The sequence below is a fragment of the Mediterraneibacter sp. HA8405 genome (assembly GCF_056148955.1).
This window is the reverse complement of record NZ_CM148758.1, coordinates 2,605,748-2,622,155: the sequence shown is the minus strand read 5'-3', so window position 1 is coordinate 2,622,155 and position 16,408 is coordinate 2,605,748. Positions and strand designations below refer to the sequence as shown.

Sequence of the window (16,408 nt, the reverse complement as noted above, 5' to 3'; positions counted from 1 at the left end):
AGAGAATTTTACTGACAGATGAGGAAATGGAATATGAATACTGGTTTGCGGGAATTCAGGAAATTCCTTCGAAAAAGAAATATTTACTCAGAGAGCGCATGAAGACAGGCAGGGCGGTTTATTATATAGAAGAAACACAGCTGGCCAGACTGGAATTCCTTTCGGAAAAGGAGCGGCAGGTTCTTAAGGCGGCAGCAAAACAAACGATTGGAAATGCATGTTCAGAGGCGGCAAAAAAAGGAATCCGGTTTATTCCGTGGTTTTCCGGTGATTATCCGCAGCGGCTTCTGGAGCTGGCAGATTTCCCGTATGCAATTTATGCAAAAGGGAAGCTGCCTGATCTGGTATCCAGAAAAGCGGCAATTGTAGGATCCCGAAGATGTACGCCTTATGGAGAAAAATATGCAGTAGAATTTGGAAAAGTTCTGGCCGAGTACGGGATAGAGATTATCAGCGGCCTGGCCAGAGGAGTTGACGGTATGGGGCAGAGGGGTGCCCTGATGGGAGGTGGAAAGACATTTGCAGTACTGGGATCAGGACCGGATGTCTGTTATCCCAGAGAACATATCGGTCTTTATATGGATATACTGGAACAGGGCGGAGGCATTTTATCAGAATATCCACCAGGTACGCCGCCCCTTTCCTGGCATTTTCCTGCCCGCAATCGTATCATCAGCGGCCTTTCAGATGTTGTGCTTGTAATGGAGGCCGGAGAAAAAAGCGGATCGCTGATTACAGTGGATATGGCGCTGGAACAGGGACGGGACATTTATGCGCTCCCGGGACCGGTTAACAGCAGCCTGAGCAGAGGATGCAACTATCTGATCCAGCAGGGAGCAGGACTTCTGACAAGTCCGGAAATGCTGCTGAAAGAGTGGGGAATAGGGGCTTTCGACGTTTCTGAGCGTAAAGGGAAAAATAAAAAAGTTCTTGAAACTACAGAAAAATTGGTGTATAGTTGTCTCGGCTTGTATCCGAAGAACATTGAGCAGATTGCAGAAGAAACAAAATTAAGTCCCAGGGAACTTGTAGGGCTTCTTGTTTCACTGGAACTGCAGGGATACGCAAGAGAAATAACGAAAAATAATTACGTGGCGGCGGAAACGTGATCCCGTTGCTGATAAAAATATACGGCAGTAAAAGAGCCGGATGGAGGAGTATGGTTATGGCACACTATCTTGTCATTGTGGAGTCACCTGCAAAAGTAAAGACGATCAAAAAGTTTCTGGGCAGCAGTTACACGGTTGCAGCGTCTCAGGGACATGTGCGTGATCTGCCGAAAAGTACATTTGGAATTGATATAGAAAATGATTATGAACCAAAGTACATTACAATTCGCGGGAAAGGGGATATTCTGGCCGGCCTGAGAAAAGAAGTAAAAAAAGCAGACAAAGTATATCTTGCAACTGACCCGGACCGGGAAGGAGAGGCAATATCCTGGCATCTTGCGGCGGCATTGAAGCTGGACGAGAAGAAGATGCGCAGAATTACATTTAATGAGATTACGAAAAATGCTGTAAAGGCATCTTTGAAAAATCCCCGTGATATTGATATGGGGCTTGTAGATGCCCAGCAGGCTCGACGTGTCCTTGACCGTATGGTAGGATACCTGATCAGTCCCCTTTTGTGGGCAAAAGTGAAAAGAGGTCTGAGCGCCGGCAGAGTTCAGTCGGTTGCCCTTCGTCTTGTAGCAGACCGGGAGGATGAAATCAATGCATTTATTCCGGAAGAATACTGGACTCTGGATGCGGTTCTGAACGTAAAAGGGGAAAAAAGGCCTCTTACAGCCAGATTTTACGGAACAGGCAGCACAAAGATGACTATACATTCCAGGGAAGAGCTGGATGAAATTCTACGGACAGTGGAAAAAGCGGAGTTTAAAATTACTGATATCAGAACAACAGAAAGAATCCGTAAAGCGCCTCTTCCTTTTACTACAAGTACTATGCAGCAGGAGGCGGCAAAAGCGCTGAACTTCGGAACGCAGAAAACAATGCGGATTGCGCAGCAGCTTTATGAAGGAATCGATATAAAAGGAAATGGAACTGTGGGTGTTATTACCTATCTCCGTACCGATTCCACGCGAGTGGCTGAAGAGGCAGATCAGTCGGCCAGAGAGTATATTTCTTCAGTATATGGAGAAGCGTATGCTGCACCGAGGAAGGCAGCAAAGGAAAACGGGAAAAATATCCAGGATGCCCATGAAGCAATCCGGCCTACCGATATTACCAGAACGCCGGCGTCACTGAAGGATTCTCTTACAAGGGATCAGTTCCGGCTGTATCAGCTGATCTGGAGAAGATTTGCTGCCAGCCGTATGCAGCCGGCCCGCTATGAGACTACGGCTGTGAAAATAGGAGCGGATCAGTATGCTTTTTCAGTATCCACGTCCAGACAGCTTTTTGACGGATTCCGCAACGTATATACGGAGGCGGATGAAGAAAAAGAAGAGAGTAATGTGCTCGTTGGACATCTGAGTATGGATTCAGTTCTTTCAAAAGAGTCGTTTGATACAAAACAGCACTTTACACAGCCGCCTGCCCATTATACAGAGGCAACACTTGTAAAGACAATGGAAGAACTGGGGATCGGACGCCCCAGTACCTATGCGCCGACCATAGCTATTATTCTGGGCCGCAGATATGTGACAAAAGAAGGCAGAAATCTCTATATGACAGAGATCGGCGAAGTGGTAAATAACATGATGAAGCATTCTTTCCCGAGTATTGTGGATGTTCATTTTACAGCAAATATGGAAGGTCTGCTGGACATGGTTGAAGAAGGCAAAGTGCCCTGGAAGGAAGTAATCCGCAATTTCTATCCGGATCTGAAAGAAGCAGTGGATAAGGCAGAGCAGGAACTGGAAAGTGTTACCATAGAAGATGAAGTGACGGATGTAATCTGTGAGGAATGCGGACGGAATATGGTCGTTAAATACGGACCTCACGGAAAGTTCCTCGCATGTCCGGGATTCCCTGAATGTAGAAATACGAAACCGTATCTTGAGAAGATTGGCGTACCCTGTCCGAAGTGCGGAAAGGATGTGGTTATCCGCATGACAAAGAAAGGCAGACGTTTTTATGGATGTGAGAATAATCCAGAGTGTGATTTTATGTCCTGGCAGAAACCGTCCAGAGAAAAATGCCCGGAGTGCGGAGGCTATATGCTTGAAAAAGGAAGCAAGCTGGTGTGTGCTGATGAAAAATGCGGATACGTTACCAGGCTGAATAAAGAAACGAGTGAAAAAGAATGACTGAATTGCATTGATATTTTCTAAATTGTATGATAACATAGATTCATCTATTAATTTATCTGAATTTGTGTATACAATTGTCAATGTAAAAAAATGAGATGCGGAGGAAATAATGAGCGTACAACTATTGGATAAAACCAGAAAAATTAATAAACTGCTGCACAACAACAATTCCAGCAAAGTCGTTTTTAACGATATCTGTGCTGTCCTTACGGAGATTCTGGATTCAAATGTTCTGGTGGTCAGCAAAAAGGGAAAGATTCTTGGGGTGAGTAAGTGCAGTGATGTGAGAGAGATAAATGAGCTTATTACAGAATCGGTCGGCTCTCATATCGATAAGATGCTCAATGAACGTCTTTTAAGCATCCTTTCTACAAAAGAGAATGTTAATCTTGAGACACTTGGATTTTCACCGGAAGCCGTGGAAGGATGCGAGGCGATTATTACTCCCATAGATATTGCCGGAGAGAGGCTGGGAACTCTGTTTATCTATAAGCAGAATTCTTCTTACTCTATCGATGATATTATTCTCAGTGAGTACGGAACAGCGGTGGTAGGTCTGGAGATGCTCCGGTCTGTAAATGAGGAGAGCGCAGAGGAGACAAGAAAGGAACATATTGTCCAGTCGGCTATCAGTACACTTTCTTTCTCCGAACTGGAGGCAATCATACATATTTTTGATGAACTGGGCGGAACAGAAGGAATTCTGGTTGCCAGCAAGGTCGCTGACCGGGTGGGAATTACCCGTTCTGTTATCGTAAATGCTCTCAGGAAATTTGAGAGCGCGGGTGTAATTGAATCCAGATCTTCCGGAATGAAAGGAACCTATATCAAAGTATTGAATGATTATGTATTTACAGAGCTTGAAAAAATAAAAAAAGAACGGAATTAGCTGGAGGGATTTGCGATGTATGAAGGAAATCCTGTTGATTTGCAGATGGAAAAGATTATATCGGCAGATGGTATTTTTGATGACACTACCCGAAAATGCAGAGTATATAAATATGATCTGGAGGAAGATTATATTTATCTCGAATTAAAGGAAGATGATCTGACGGCTATTTCTCTGGATGCAAAATACAGGTGTTATATTTCCACCAGGACGGAACTGCTTTACTGTACAGGTGTGGTAAAAGAGAGATACTGCTGTGAAGATACGAATCTTTTGAAATTCAGAATCGAAAATGGCTTTTACAATGTATATGAAGGAAGTAAACAGATGAAGCGTGCCTGAAAAGGCGCGCTTTATTTTATCTGCTACGGCTTGAAAATTCAGAAAAAAGACAGGAAAAGGCTCCGGATCCTTTTCCTGTCTTCTTTTGAATTTATAAAAACCTTGTAAACTATGTTGACAAATCATCGGCAGAGTGCTATTTTATATTCATGGGGTTAGCACTCAAGTGAAATGAGTGCTAATAAACAAAAATCAAGGAGGAATTACAATGAAGTTAGTACCATTAGGTGACAAAATTGTTTTAAAACAGTTAGAAGCAGAAGAGACGACAAAATCCGGTATTGTTCTTACAGGACAGGCAAAAGAGAAACCCCAGGAGGCGGAAGTTATCGCTGTGGGACCGGGCGGAAATATAGATGGAAAAGAAGTTGTAATGCAGGTTAAGGCCGGCGACAAGGTAATCTACTCCAAATATGCAGGAACAGATGTTAATCTGGACGGAGAAGAGTACATTATTGTAAAGCAGAATGACATTCTGGCAATTGTAGAAGAATAAGAATGAGATACCGGGCAGGCTTTTGCCGGGGCTGGTGTACAAAATGTGCAGAGTACAGACGATGTATTTGACTGAGTTAAATTAAAATAGATTATAAGGAGATGTATTGACATGGCAAAGGAAATTAAATATGGCGCTGAAGCCAGAGCGGCACTGGAAAAAGGCGTGAATCAGCTGGCAGATACAGTAAAAGTTACACTTGGACCAAAAGGAAGAAACGTTGTTCTTGACAAATCTTTCGGCGCGCCGCTGATCACAAATGATGGTGTTACAATCGCGAAAGAGATTGAGCTGGAAGACGGATTTGAGAACATGGGAGCCCAGCTGATCAGAGAAGTTGCATCCAAGACAAATGATGTTGCCGGAGACGGTACAACAACAGCTACAGTTCTTGCGCAGGCTATGGTTCACGAAGGAATGAAGAATCTGGAAGCCGGAGCAAATCCGATTGTTCTGAGAAAAGGCATGAAGAAAGCAACAGACAAAGCTGTTGAAGCAATTCAGTCTATGAGCAGCAAAGTAAAAGGCAAAGAGCAGATCGCAAGAGTAGCTGCTGTTTCTTCAGGAGATGAGGCAGTAGGTGAGATGGTTGCCGATGCAATGGAGAAAGTCTCCAATGATGGTGTTATCACTATTGAGGAGTCAAAGACGATGCAGACAGAGCTGGACCTGGTAGAAGGTATGCAGTTCGACCGCGGATATATTTCTGCTTACATGGCAACAGATATGGAGAAAATGGAAGCTGTGCTTGATGATCCGTACATTCTGATCACAGACAAGAAGATTTCCAATATCCAGGATATCCTGCCGCTTCTTGAGCAGATCGTACAGTCTGGCGCAAGACTGCTTATCATTGCTGAGGATATTGAGGGTGAAGCTCTTACAACTCTGATCGTAAACAAACTGCGTGGTACATTTAACGTTGTCGCGGTGAAAGCACCGGGATATGGTGACAGAAGAAAAGAGATGCTGCAGGATATCGCAATTCTGACAGGCGGTCAGGTAATCTCTGAGGAACTCGGATATGATCTGAAAGAGACAACAATGGAGCAGCTTGGACGTGCGAAATCTGTTAAAGTACAGAAAGAGACCACAGTTATTGTTGACGGATGCGGCGAAAAAGAGGCAATCAACGACAGAATTGCACAGATCAAGCAGGCAATGCAGGAGACAACATCTGATTTTGATATGGAAAAACTTCAGGAGAGACTTGCAAAACTGGCTGGCGGCGTAGCAGTTATCCGTGTAGGTGCAGCTACAGAGACAGAGATGAAAGAAGCAAAACTCCGTATGGAAGATGCCCTGAACGCTACAAGAGCAGCGGTAGAGGAAGGAATCATTGCAGGCGGCGGTTCTGCATATATTCATGCGGCGAAAGAAGTTGCCAAGATGACAGAAGAGCTTGAGGGAGACGAGAAGACAGGAGCAAGAATTATTCTGAAAGCTCTTGAAGCTCCGCTGTATCAGATTGCTGCAAATGCAGGTCTGGAAGGCGCAGTTATTGTAAATAAAGTAAGAGAGTCCGAGCCGGGAATCGGTTTCGATGCTTACAAAGAAGAGTATGTAGACATGGTAGAGAACGGAATTCTTGATCCTGCAAAGGTTACAAGAAGCGCTCTGCAGAATGCAACAAGCGTTGCGTCTACACTGCTTACAACAGAATCTGTAGTATCCACAATTAAAGAGCCGCAGCCGGCTGCACCGGCAGGCGGCGCCGGAATGGGTATGATGTAATTCGGATTTGTCGGAGAGCTGTGAGTGGAGAGACGTCCGAAAACACCTGGATACCAGGAGATTGGATAATCGGATCTGGAAATGAGGGATGTGTGCTTTTGTTTCCATTCCGCAGATAAAGAAAAACTAAAAAACCTGACGACAGGCTAAGAGCAAAATTTACAGCAGAAAACTCGCATTCGCTCAGACAATTCTGCTGTAAATTTTAACGCCTGCCGCCAGGTTTTCTGTTTTTCTAATATCTGCTCCAAAGTCACCAAAAGCACACATCCCTCATTTCCAAAAGTCGCATCCAATCGGCGGTATCCCGCTGTTTTCTGCGCACATCCAGTCAGCAGCATCCCCGACAATTCCGAATTTTTATACATAAGGTGTACTTATAAGTGAGCTTTAAAATAAATCAAGTTAAATTTGGAGTGACTGCACCGGAAAACGGTTGACATATGTTCGGAATTTTTGTAGTATATCAGTTAAATATTTACATTTGCTTATAGTTGGATTCAAAAGAAAGAGAGGTCATTGTACATGGGAAAGATTATTGGCGAGGGGATTACATTTGATGACGTTCTGCTTGTTCCGGCATATTCAGAGGTAATTCCAAATGAGGTAGATCTGTCAACTTATCTGACGAAGAAGATTAGGCTTAATATTCCGATGATGAGCGCAGGCATGGATACAGTTACTGAACATCGGATGGCGATTGCCATGGCTCGTCAGGGTGGGATTGGAATTATCCATAAAAATATGACAATAGAACAGCAGGCAGAAGAAGTTGACAAGGTAAAGAGATCTGAAAACGGAGTTATTACAGATCCGTTTTTCCTTTCACCGGAAAATACACTTGAAGATGCCAACAATCTGATGGCCAAGTTCAGAATATCAGGTGTGCCTATTACAGAAGGACGCAAGCTGGTCGGTATTATTACAAACCGTGATCTGAAATTTGAGGAAGACTTCTCCAAGAAAATAAAAGAATCCATGACGTCCGAAGGTCTGATCACGGCAAAAGAGGGAATTACCCTTGAGGAAGCGAAGAAGATTCTTGCAAAAGCAAGAAAAGAAAAACTTCCGATCGTGGATGATGAAGGAAATCTGAAAGGTCTTATCACAATCAAGGATATTGAAAAACAGATTAAATACCCGTTGTCTGCGAAGGACTCCCAGGGCCGGCTGCTCTGCGGCGCGGCAATCGGTATTACTGCAAACTGCCTGGAACGCGTGGAAGAGCTTGTAAAGGCAAAAGTGGACGTTGTTGTGATGGATTCCGCTCACGGACATTCTGCAAACGTCCTCAGGACGGTCAGAATGGTAAAAGAAAAATACCCGGATCTGCAGGTGATTGCGGGCAATGTGGCTACAGGCGCGGGAACAAAGGCTCTGATTGAGGCCGGTGTGGATGCTGTAAAGGTTGGAATCGGACCGGGATCCATTTGTACGACACGTGTAGTTGCAGGTATTGGTGTTCCCCAGATTACGGCAGTTATGGACTGCTATGAGGCGGCAAAGGAATATGGTATTCCGATTATCGCCGACGGCGGTATCAAATATTCCGGCGATATGACAAAAGCGATTGCAGCCGGAGCGAATGTGTGTATGATGGGAAGTATTTTCGCGGGATGTGACGAAAGCCCGGGAACATTCGAACTGTACCAGGGAAGAAAGTACAAAGTATACCGCGGCATGGGCTCTATCGCGGCCATGGAGAACGGAAGTAAAGACCGTTACTTCCAGGAGAATGCGAAGAAGCTTGTTCCGGAAGGAGTAGAAGGCCGTGTGGCATATAAAGGAACCGTAGAGGATACAGTGTTCCAGCTTATGGGTGGTCTCCGTTCAGGTATGGGTTACTGCGGTACGCATACAGTTGAAGAACTGAAAGCCAACGGACGCTTTATCAAGATTTCCGCTGCGTCTCTGAGAGAGAGCCATCCGCATGATATTCATATTACAAAAGAAGCGCCTAACTACAGTGTAGATGAATAAAGAGAAAAGGAGCTGAATAAGCAGCTTCAGCAAAGAGGCCGCCTGCCGGAAGGAATTTTCCGGCAGGCGGCCTCTTTGCTGGAATTGCTTCTGGAAATAAGGAAATCGTCATCTGCTTCAGTGATCAGAAGAAAAATTCAGCTTTTTTGTCACTCTGACAGACTTTTTTCAGCTTGTTTTCTGTCATGCGCAGTTTCAGAGAATTAACGCTGCGGGCATTCTGCCTGCAGATACGGACACATTTCATGCAGGAGATGCACTTTTTGGAATCTGTTTTCTTCGGGTCTTTCAGAGAGATTGCACCTGCGGGACAGACCCTGGCGCAGGAGCCGCATTCTGTACACAGATTTGCGTCTGTTTTGGGAGTAAGCGGTATTGTGGCACATTTACGGTATGGCGAATTACCCGGGATTTTCACCTGGATATGATCAAAATTATCCTCGTTTTTAATTCTTCGGTTTATTTCTATGCCAAATTCTCCAATTGTTTTCAAATCAGCTTTATTTGGTCTGCGGGAACCGATAGTCGGTACAATCGAATGCTCCGTGGGGAATGCGGCAGCGCCAATCACTTTAAAGCCGTGAGATTCCACTTCTGTTTTCAGCTCCAGAAGAGCATCCTCATATTCCCTGCAGCCATATGTAACAATAAGAGCGGCGGGAGTGTTTTTCCCTGTAATACTCTGCAGATATTCTGTGAAAAGTGCAGGAACGCGGCCGCCGTATACAGGTGCGGCAAAAAGCGCAAAATCATTTTCGGCAAATTTTAATACAGGTTTTTTCGCCTTATAGACGGAAAAATCAAAAGAAACGGATTTAAGCCCTATCTGACGGGCTGTCTCCATAACAGTTTTCCGGGTAGTTCCCGTAGGGCTGAAATATACAAGTTTAAGCTCATTCATCTTCATAATACAGGCCTCCTTTATACGTAATCATATCATATCAGATGGAAAATTACTACAGCCAGGGGAAAAGGAGACTGCCCCCTTGTTTCGTTTTGCGAAAGTATTTATAATATAATAGATACTTAAAAACAACTCGGCAGGGCGGCGGATCGGCGGTTCAGCAGATTGATTTTATTTAGAGAGGAAAGAATGATATGGCTGAATATGATGTAATTATAATAGGTGCAGGTCCGGGAGGAATTTTTGCGGCATATGAACTGGCGCGGCTTGCGCCGGAGATGAAAGTCGCAGTAATGGAGGCAGGCTCTCCTCTCGAAGAACGGAAATGTCCTATTGACGGAAAAAAAGTAAAAAGCTGCATCAAATGTAAAACCTGTGCGATTATGAGCGGATTCGGAGGCGCAGGCGCTTTTTCAGACGGAAAGTATAATATTACAAATGATTTCGGCGGTACACTGTATGAGTATATCGGCCGGGAGAGAGCAGTAGAGCTGATGGAGTACGTGGATAAGATCAATGTGGAGAACGGCGGACAGGATACAAAGATGTATTCTACAGCCGGAACCCGTTTTAAAAAACTGTGTATGCAGAATAAACTGAAGCTTCTGAACGCTTCTGTGCGCCATCTGGGAACAGATATTAATTATATCGTTCTGAGAAATCTTTATCACAAAATGAAAGACAAGGTAGAATTCCGTTTCCGCTGCCGTGTGGACCGGCTGGAAAAGACCGGAGAAGGATATAAGGTATGGCAGGGGGACAACTGTGATACATGCAGAGAGTGCATTGTTTCTGTGGGAAGAAGCGGAAGTAAATGGATGGAAGAGATCTGCCGCGAAATGGATATTCCTACCCGTTCCAACCGGGTTGATATCGGAGTCAGAGTAGAACTCCCTGCCGAGATCTTTTCCCATCTTACTGATGAACTTTATGAAAGTAAAATTGTATACCGCACAGAAAAATTTGAAGACCGGGTGCGCACGTTCTGTATGAATCCGAACGGAATTGTTGTAAATGAAAATACAAACGGAATCGTAACAGTGAACGGACACAGTTATGAGGATGAGGAAAAGCAGACGGCAAACACCAATTTTGCCCTTCTGGTGGCAAAACATTTTTCTGAGCCATTTAAAGACAGTAACGGGTATGGGGAAAGTATTGCCCGCCTGTCCAATATGCTGGGCGGCGGGGTAATCGTTCAGCGGTTCGGCGATCTGATCCGGGGCAGACGAAGTACGCATAACAGGATAGAGGATGGCTTTGTTATCCCAACCCTTTCTGCCGAACCCGGAGATCTGAGTCTTGTTCTGCCAAAGCGGATACTGGACGGCATTATTGAGATGATATACGCGCTGGATAAAATTGCCCCAGGCACGGCAAATGACGACACACTGCTCTATGGAGTAGAGGTAAAATTTTACAACATGGAAGTGGAGCTGAACAGCCGTCTTGAGACAAAATATGAGGGCTTGTATGTAATCGGAGACGGAAGCGGAGTTACTCATTCTCTTTCACATGCTTCTGCCAGCGGAGTCTTTGTAGCCAGAGAGATTGCGCAGAGGTAATATGCAGCTGCCGAATCCGGCACGGCATGGGTGAACGGTTATGTGTCTTTTGAAACGGAAAAAACTATCAGTTGTAAAACAGGTATAAATGGAGTATAATACTTCTAGAAAAGTAAAGAGAGTTAACCTGAAATGTGCGACAACCCTGTAATTTTGAACCTACATTACTTTAAAAGGGATTCTTATATTTCTGTAATATGTCAGGCCTCCGACTTGCAGTGGAAGACAAAAAAGCAGATGCGGTTGCCCACCTAGCTGCGGCTAGGAGTCAAAATACAGGACCGGCATTTTGGGGGAAATACTAATGATAAAGGCGGTCGTCCTGTACGGCCGCTTTTTCCATAAGAATTTATCTCAGAAGAAAAAGCTTCCGCCGTCTTCAGGCGGCGCTGTCATTTATAAGTATGCAGGAGTGTTTTCAGAATGGGAAAAGGGAAAAAGATCCGGACACAGATATTGAGAATTATTGTCACTGTTAATTCGCATCATACCGGGGCGTATGCGGCACAGGCAGCGTATTTTTTTGTGCTTTCTCTGATTCCGATTTTTCTTCTCCTCCTTACTATGGTACAGTTTACGCCGGTTACTATGAATGATGTAATGGAGGCAGTGCTGCAGGTGTTTCCGGAATCTGTGACACCGATGATACGGTCAATTGTGATTCAGGTATACACTCAGTCGGGAACAGTAATTCCGGTTACCGTTATCGTGGCGCTCTGGTCGGCGGGAAAGGGCGTACTTTCTGTAACATCGGGACTGAACTGCATTTATGCGAAAACAGAAACGAGAAATTATTTTTACCTAAGAATCCGGGCCTCATTTTATACGGTTCTCTTTCTTCTGGCTATTATGCTATCCCTGGTTCTGTCGGTATTTGGAAACAGTATCAGTGTGATGTTGTATGAATATGTGCCTTTTTTGAGCAAAGTGGTAGACTTTATTATCCGGATCCGGACCTTCGTGACACTTATTGTGCTGACAATATTCTGGGATCTTGTGTATAAATTCCTTCCAAACAGAAAAAACCGGGCAAAGACTACTTTGCGCAGACAGCTTCCGGGAGCAGTTTTTACCGCCTGCGGATGGCTGTTTGTATCTTTTATTTTTTCTGTTTATCTGGATATTTTTACGGGATTTACAAACATGTATGGAAGTCTCACGACGATTATTCTGATTCTGCTCTGGCTTTATGTGTGTATGTATATTATCCTTCTGGGCGGAGAAGTGAATGCTCTGCTTGAAAGATTTCATGTGGGCCGGAGGGAAAGGACAGAAGAAAAAGCGGAAAAAAAGCCGGCGGAAAAAGAATGAGAAAATCTTGACAAACAGAAAAGCTGTGTTAGAATGTATAAAGAAATTTGACTATTTATCAGAGACATAAAAAGGCTATGACCGTGCAAAGTAGAGTGCTGTTTTCCGTCAGAGAGAGAAGATCACCGGCTGAAAGTCTTCTTCAGTTCAGACAGCAGTTGAATTTCCCACGTGAGCTGTATTTCTGAAATTGAGTAGGAAATGCCGTAGACTGTACGTTACACAGATTTGAGTGTCCGCATATCATATGCGGGAAACAGGGTGGTACCGCGAGTATTATGGCCTCGTCCCTTTCAGGGACGGGGCTTCTTTTTTCGCGTAAACAAGTCCTGCTTATATGAAGCATACCGAAAGGAGTAAGAGAAAATGAAAGAAAAACTGGAACAGATCAAAGCTGAGGCAGTGGCACAGATCCAGGCAGCAGATGCCCCGGAAAAATTAAATGACGTGCGTGTGAAATACCTCGGCAAAAAAGGTGAGCTCACAGCTGTGTTAAAGGGAATGAAAGATGTGGCTCCGGAAGATCGTCCGAAGGTAGGGCAGATGGTAAATGATACAAGAGCTGCCATTGAGGCACTGCTGGATGAGTCAAAGACAAAAATGGAGCGCGCCATCCGCGAGCAGAAGATGAAAGAGGAAGTGATCGATGTAACGCTTCCATCCAGGAAAAATATCATAGGTCACCGTCATCCGAACACAATTGCGCTGGAAGAAGTTGAGCGTATTTTTGTTGGGATGGGATATGAAGTCGTAGAAGGACCGGAAGTGGAGTATGACGAGTACAACTTCGAGAAACTGAATATTCCGGCGGACCACCCGGCGAAGGATGAGCAGGATACGTTCTATATTAATAAAGAAATCGTGCTGAGAACCCAGACATCACCGGTTCAGGCGCGCGTTATGGAGCAGGGCAAACTTCCGATCCGTATGATCGCACCGGGAAGAGTGTTCCGTTCTGACGAAGTGGACGCAACACATTCACCGTCCTTTCATCAGATCGAAGGTCTGGTTATCGACAAGAATATTTCTTTCGCAGATCTGAAAGGAACGCTGGAAGTATTCGCGAAAGAGCTGTTCGGGCCGGAGACAAAGACGAAGTTCCGTCCCCACCACTTCCCGTTCACGGAGCCAAGCGCAGAGGTGGACGTAAGCTGCTTTAAATGCGGCGGCAAGGGATGCCGTTTCTGCAAAGGATCCGGCTGGATCGAGATCCTCGGCTGCGGTATGGTACACCCCCATGTGCTTGAGATGTGCGGCATTGATCCGGAGGAGTACGGCGGATTCGCGTTCGGAGTAGGACTTGAGCGTATCGCGCTGCTCAAATATGAGATCGACGATATGAGACTTCTGTATGAGAACGATATCCGTTTCTTAAAGCAGTTCTAGTAAAAGGCAATGACTGGATTGTTATGAATTTGACAATATTGAGGAAGGAAAGGTTATAGAGATGAATACTTCATTATCATGGATTAAGGCATATGTTCCGGATCTTGATGTGACAGCGCAGGAGTACACCGATGCGATGACGCTCTCCGGAACGAAGGTAGAGGGATATGAGAAGATGGATGCGGATCTGGACAAGATCGTGATCGGACAGATCGAGAAAATCGAGAAGCACCCGGACGCAGACAAACTGATCATCTGTCAGGTGAACATCGGAACAGAGACGATTCAGATCGTCACAGGCGCACCGAATGTAAAAGAGGGAGACAAGATCCCGGTTGTGCTGGACGGAGGACGCGTTGCAGGCGGACATGAGCCGGGCCAAAAAGTCGAAGGCGGAGTGAAAATCAAGAAAGGAAAACTGCGCGGTGTGGAGAGCTGCGGTATGATGTGTTCCATCGAAGAGCTGGGGTCTACCCGCGAAATGTATCCGGAAGCTCCGGAGTATGGAATCTACATTTTCCCGGAGGATGCTGTTGTGGGTGAGAGCGCTGTCAAAGCACTTGGACTGGATGATGCGATCTTCGAGTATGAGATTACATCCAACCGCGTTGACTGCTTCAGTGTCATTGGCATTGCCAGAGAGGCTGCCGCTACGTTCCGCAAGGAATTCAGGCCGCCGGTTGTTACACCGACAGGAAATGATGAGGATGTTAATGATTATGTGAAGGTTACGGTAGAAAATACAGACCTCTGTCCGCGCTACTGTGCGAGAGTTGTGAAAAACATTAAGATCGGACCGTCACCGAAGTGGATGCAGAGAAGACTGGCATCCGTCGGAATCCGCCCGATCAATAATCTGGTTGATATTACAAACTATGTGATGGAGGAGTACGGACAGCCCATGCACGCATATGATCTGGACACCATCGCAGATCATCATATTGTGGTAAAGACTGCAAAAGACGGGGACAAGTTTACGACGCTGGATGGTCAGGAGAGGACAATGGATGAAAATGTCCTTATGATCTGCGACGGAGAGAAGGAGATTGGTATCGCGGGAATTATGGGAGGAGAGAACTCCATGATTACTGACGATGTAAAAACCATGCTTTTCGAGGCGGCCTGCTTTGACGGCGTGAACATCCGTAAATCCAGCAAGAGAATCGGACTTCGTACAGATGCCTCTGCAAAATTTGAGAAAGGACTTGACCCGAATAATGCGCAGGCGGCAATCGACCGCGCCTGCCAGCTTGTAGAAGAAATGGGCGCAGGAGAAGTAGTCGGCGGCATGGTTGACGTATACGGCAGGAAGAAAGAGCCTGTGAGAGTTCCTTTTGATGCGGACAAGATCAACGACCTTCTCGGAACAGACATTTCTGAAGAAGAAATGCTTGCATATTTTAAAAAGATTGATCTCGAATATGATCCGGCAACAAAAGAAATCATCGCTCCGACATTCCGTCAGGATCTCTTCCGTCTTGCCGATCTTGCGGAGGAAGTGGCGAGATTTTACGGATATGACAATATTCCAACCACACTGCCGGCCGGAGAGTCTACGACAGGAAAGCTCTCTTTCAAGCTGAGAATCGAGCAGGTAGCAAGAGATATCGCGGAGTTCTGCGGCTTCAGCCAGGGTATGACATACTCTTTCGAGAGCCCGAAAGTATTTGATAAGCTTCTGCTTCCGGCAGATTCCGGACTCAGAAACGCGATTGAGATCATGAACCCGCTGGGTGAAGATTACAGTATCATGAGAACGACTTCCTTAAACGGTATGCTTGTTTCTCTTGCTACAAACTATAACAGAAGAAATAAAGACGTCCGTCTGTATGAGCTGGGCAACATTTACATCCCGAAAGCACTTCCGCTTAACGAGCTGCCGGATGAGAGAATGCAGTTTACTCTTGGTATGTACGGCGAGGGAGATTTCTTTACAATGAAAGGCGTTGTGGAAGAATTCTTCGAGAAGATCGGCATGAGAGGAAGAGAAAAATATGATCCGAATGCAGGTAAGACATTCCTTCATCCGGGACGTCAGGCAAATATTATCTATGACGGAGAGGTTGTAGGATATCTGGGAGAGGTACATCCGGAAGTTGCCGATACTTATGGAATAGGGACAAGAGCATACATTGCCGTAATTGATATGCCGGAGATACTGCCGTATGCTACATTTGACAGAAAGTATACAGGAATCGCGAAGTATCCGTCTGTGACAAGAGATATCAGCATGGTTGTTCCGAAAGAAATTCTTGTGGGACAGATTGAAGAGATTGTTGAGAAAAAAGGCGGTGCTTATCTGGAAAGTTATCATCTGTTTGACCTGTATGAGGGCGAGCAGATCAGGGACGGATTTAAGTCGGTGGCTTATTCCATCGTATTCCGTGCAAAAGATAAAACGCTGTCTGACGCAGAAGTTACAGAGGCAATGGACCGGATCCTGAAAGGGCTTGAAGCACTGGGGATCGAACTCCGCAAATAAGCGGTTCTGTCTGTGGATTTGGAAATATAGACAGACAGACAGGTAACTGTAAAAGGAGAGACA

General features: G+C 45.3%; 12 protein-coding genes, 1 other RNA gene and 1 other annotated feature. Of the genes, 12 read left to right on the top strand and 1 reads right to left on the bottom strand.

The window, feature by feature from the left end:
- Window positions 1-26 precede the first annotated feature (26 nt).
- The 7 genes from dprA to guaB all read left to right on the top strand — a co-directional run bounded on the left by dprA (window position 27) and on the right by guaB (window position 8,697).
- Window positions 27-1,109, top strand: a complete 1,083-nt coding sequence (gene dprA, locus AC0QUU_RS12330; protein WP_474545579.1) for a DNA-processing protein DprA — start codon at window positions 27-29, stop codon at window positions 1,107-1,109.
- A 56-nt stretch (window positions 1,110-1,165) separates the two neighbouring features.
- Window positions 1,166-3,253: a type I DNA topoisomerase gene (topA, locus tag AC0QUU_RS12325; RefSeq protein ID WP_474543171.1), complete on the top strand. Its 2,088-nt coding sequence runs from the start codon at window positions 1,166-1,168 to the stop codon at window positions 3,251-3,253.
- A 112-nt stretch (window positions 3,254-3,365) separates the two neighbouring features.
- Window positions 3,366-4,145, top strand: coding sequence for a GTP-sensing pleiotropic transcriptional regulator CodY (gene codY, locus AC0QUU_RS12320; protein ID WP_474543170.1), 780 nt, complete (start codon window positions 3,366-3,368; stop codon window positions 4,143-4,145).
- 15 nt (window positions 4,146-4,160) lie between these two features.
- Window positions 4,161-4,487, top strand: coding sequence for a hypothetical protein (locus tag AC0QUU_RS12315; RefSeq protein WP_474543169.1), 327 nt, complete (start codon window positions 4,161-4,163; stop codon window positions 4,485-4,487).
- A gap of 208 nt (window positions 4,488-4,695) precedes the next feature.
- Window positions 4,696-4,983, top strand: a complete 288-nt coding sequence (locus AC0QUU_RS12310) for a co-chaperone GroES (RefSeq protein WP_474543167.1) — start codon at window positions 4,696-4,698, stop codon at window positions 4,981-4,983.
- Window positions 4,984-5,094: 111 nt separating this feature from the next.
- On the top strand, window positions 5,095-6,717 hold the full coding sequence (gene groL / locus AC0QUU_RS12305; RefSeq protein WP_474543165.1) for a chaperonin GroEL: 1,623 nt from the start codon (window positions 5,095-5,097) through the stop codon (window positions 6,715-6,717).
- A gap of 525 nt (window positions 6,718-7,242) precedes the next feature.
- Window positions 7,243-8,697, top strand: a complete 1,455-nt coding sequence (gene guaB / locus AC0QUU_RS12300) for an IMP dehydrogenase (protein WP_474543164.1) — start codon at window positions 7,243-7,245, stop codon at window positions 8,695-8,697.
- A 124-nt stretch (window positions 8,698-8,821) separates the two neighbouring features.
- On the opposite strand, the gene AC0QUU_RS12295 is transcribed toward guaB, so the two are convergent.
- On the bottom strand, window positions 8,822-9,604 hold the full coding sequence (locus AC0QUU_RS12295; RefSeq protein ID WP_474543162.1) for an EFR1 family ferrodoxin: 783 nt from the start codon (window positions 9,602-9,604) through the stop codon (window positions 8,822-8,824).
- A 191-nt stretch (window positions 9,605-9,795) separates the two neighbouring features.
- Between AC0QUU_RS12295 and AC0QUU_RS12290 the strand changes: the two genes are divergently transcribed.
- The 5 genes from AC0QUU_RS12290 to pheT all read left to right on the top strand — a co-directional run bounded on the left by AC0QUU_RS12290 (window position 9,796) and on the right by pheT (window position 16,345).
- A complete protein-coding gene (locus AC0QUU_RS12290; protein ID WP_474543161.1) occupies window positions 9,796-11,166 on the top strand; it encodes an NAD(P)/FAD-dependent oxidoreductase in 1,371 nt (456 codons plus the stop codon).
- A gap of 121 nt (window positions 11,167-11,287) precedes the next feature.
- Window positions 11,288-11,466, top strand: a non-coding RNA gene (gene ssrS, locus AC0QUU_RS12285) — 6S RNA.
- Window positions 11,467-11,589: 123 nt separating this feature from the next.
- Complete coding sequence (locus AC0QUU_RS12280) at window positions 11,590-12,477, top strand: YihY/virulence factor BrkB family protein (RefSeq protein WP_474543160.1); 888 nt, start codon at window positions 11,590-11,592, stop codon at window positions 12,475-12,477.
- Between the two features lie 68 nt (window positions 12,478-12,545).
- Window positions 12,546-12,772: a binding site (T-box leader), on the top strand.
- A gap of 71 nt (window positions 12,773-12,843) precedes the next feature.
- Window positions 12,844-13,863: a phenylalanine--tRNA ligase subunit alpha gene (gene pheS / locus AC0QUU_RS12275; protein WP_474543159.1), complete on the top strand. Its 1,020-nt coding sequence runs from the start codon at window positions 12,844-12,846 to the stop codon at window positions 13,861-13,863.
- A gap of 61 nt (window positions 13,864-13,924) precedes the next feature.
- Complete coding sequence (gene pheT, locus AC0QUU_RS12270; RefSeq protein ID WP_474543158.1) at window positions 13,925-16,345, top strand: phenylalanine--tRNA ligase subunit beta; 2,421 nt, start codon at window positions 13,925-13,927, stop codon at window positions 16,343-16,345.
- Window positions 16,346-16,408: the final 63 nt, after the last annotated feature.

What these genes read in the sequence shown, in the direction of transcription:
- dprA (WP_474545579.1), top strand. Translation starts at nt 27, where the DNA reads ATGGAATATGAATACTGGTTTGCGGGAATTCAGGAAATTCCTTCGAAA.
- topA (WP_474543171.1), top strand. Translation starts at nt 1,166, where the DNA reads ATGGCACACTATCTTGTCATTGTGGAGTCACCTGCAAAAGTAAAGACG.
- codY (WP_474543170.1), top strand. Translation starts at nt 3,366, where the DNA reads ATGAGCGTACAACTATTGGATAAAACCAGAAAAATTAATAAACTGCTG.
- AC0QUU_RS12315 (WP_474543169.1), top strand. Translation starts at nt 4,161, where the DNA reads ATGTATGAAGGAAATCCTGTTGATTTGCAGATGGAAAAGATTATATCG.
- AC0QUU_RS12310 (WP_474543167.1), top strand. Translation starts at nt 4,696, where the DNA reads ATGAAGTTAGTACCATTAGGTGACAAAATTGTTTTAAAACAGTTAGAA.
- groL (WP_474543165.1), top strand. Translation starts at nt 5,095, where the DNA reads ATGGCAAAGGAAATTAAATATGGCGCTGAAGCCAGAGCGGCACTGGAA.
- guaB (WP_474543164.1), top strand. Translation starts at nt 7,243, where the DNA reads ATGGGAAAGATTATTGGCGAGGGGATTACATTTGATGACGTTCTGCTT.
- AC0QUU_RS12295 (WP_474543162.1), bottom strand. Translation starts at nt 9,604, where the DNA reads ATGAAGATGAATGAGCTTAAACTTGTATATTTCAGCCCTACGGGAACT.
- AC0QUU_RS12290 (WP_474543161.1), top strand. Translation starts at nt 9,796, where the DNA reads ATGGCTGAATATGATGTAATTATAATAGGTGCAGGTCCGGGAGGAATT.
- AC0QUU_RS12280 (WP_474543160.1), top strand. Translation starts at nt 11,590, where the DNA reads ATGGGAAAAGGGAAAAAGATCCGGACACAGATATTGAGAATTATTGTC.
- pheS (WP_474543159.1), top strand. Translation starts at nt 12,844, where the DNA reads ATGAAAGAAAAACTGGAACAGATCAAAGCTGAGGCAGTGGCACAGATC.
- pheT (WP_474543158.1), top strand. Translation starts at nt 13,925, where the DNA reads ATGAATACTTCATTATCATGGATTAAGGCATATGTTCCGGATCTTGAT.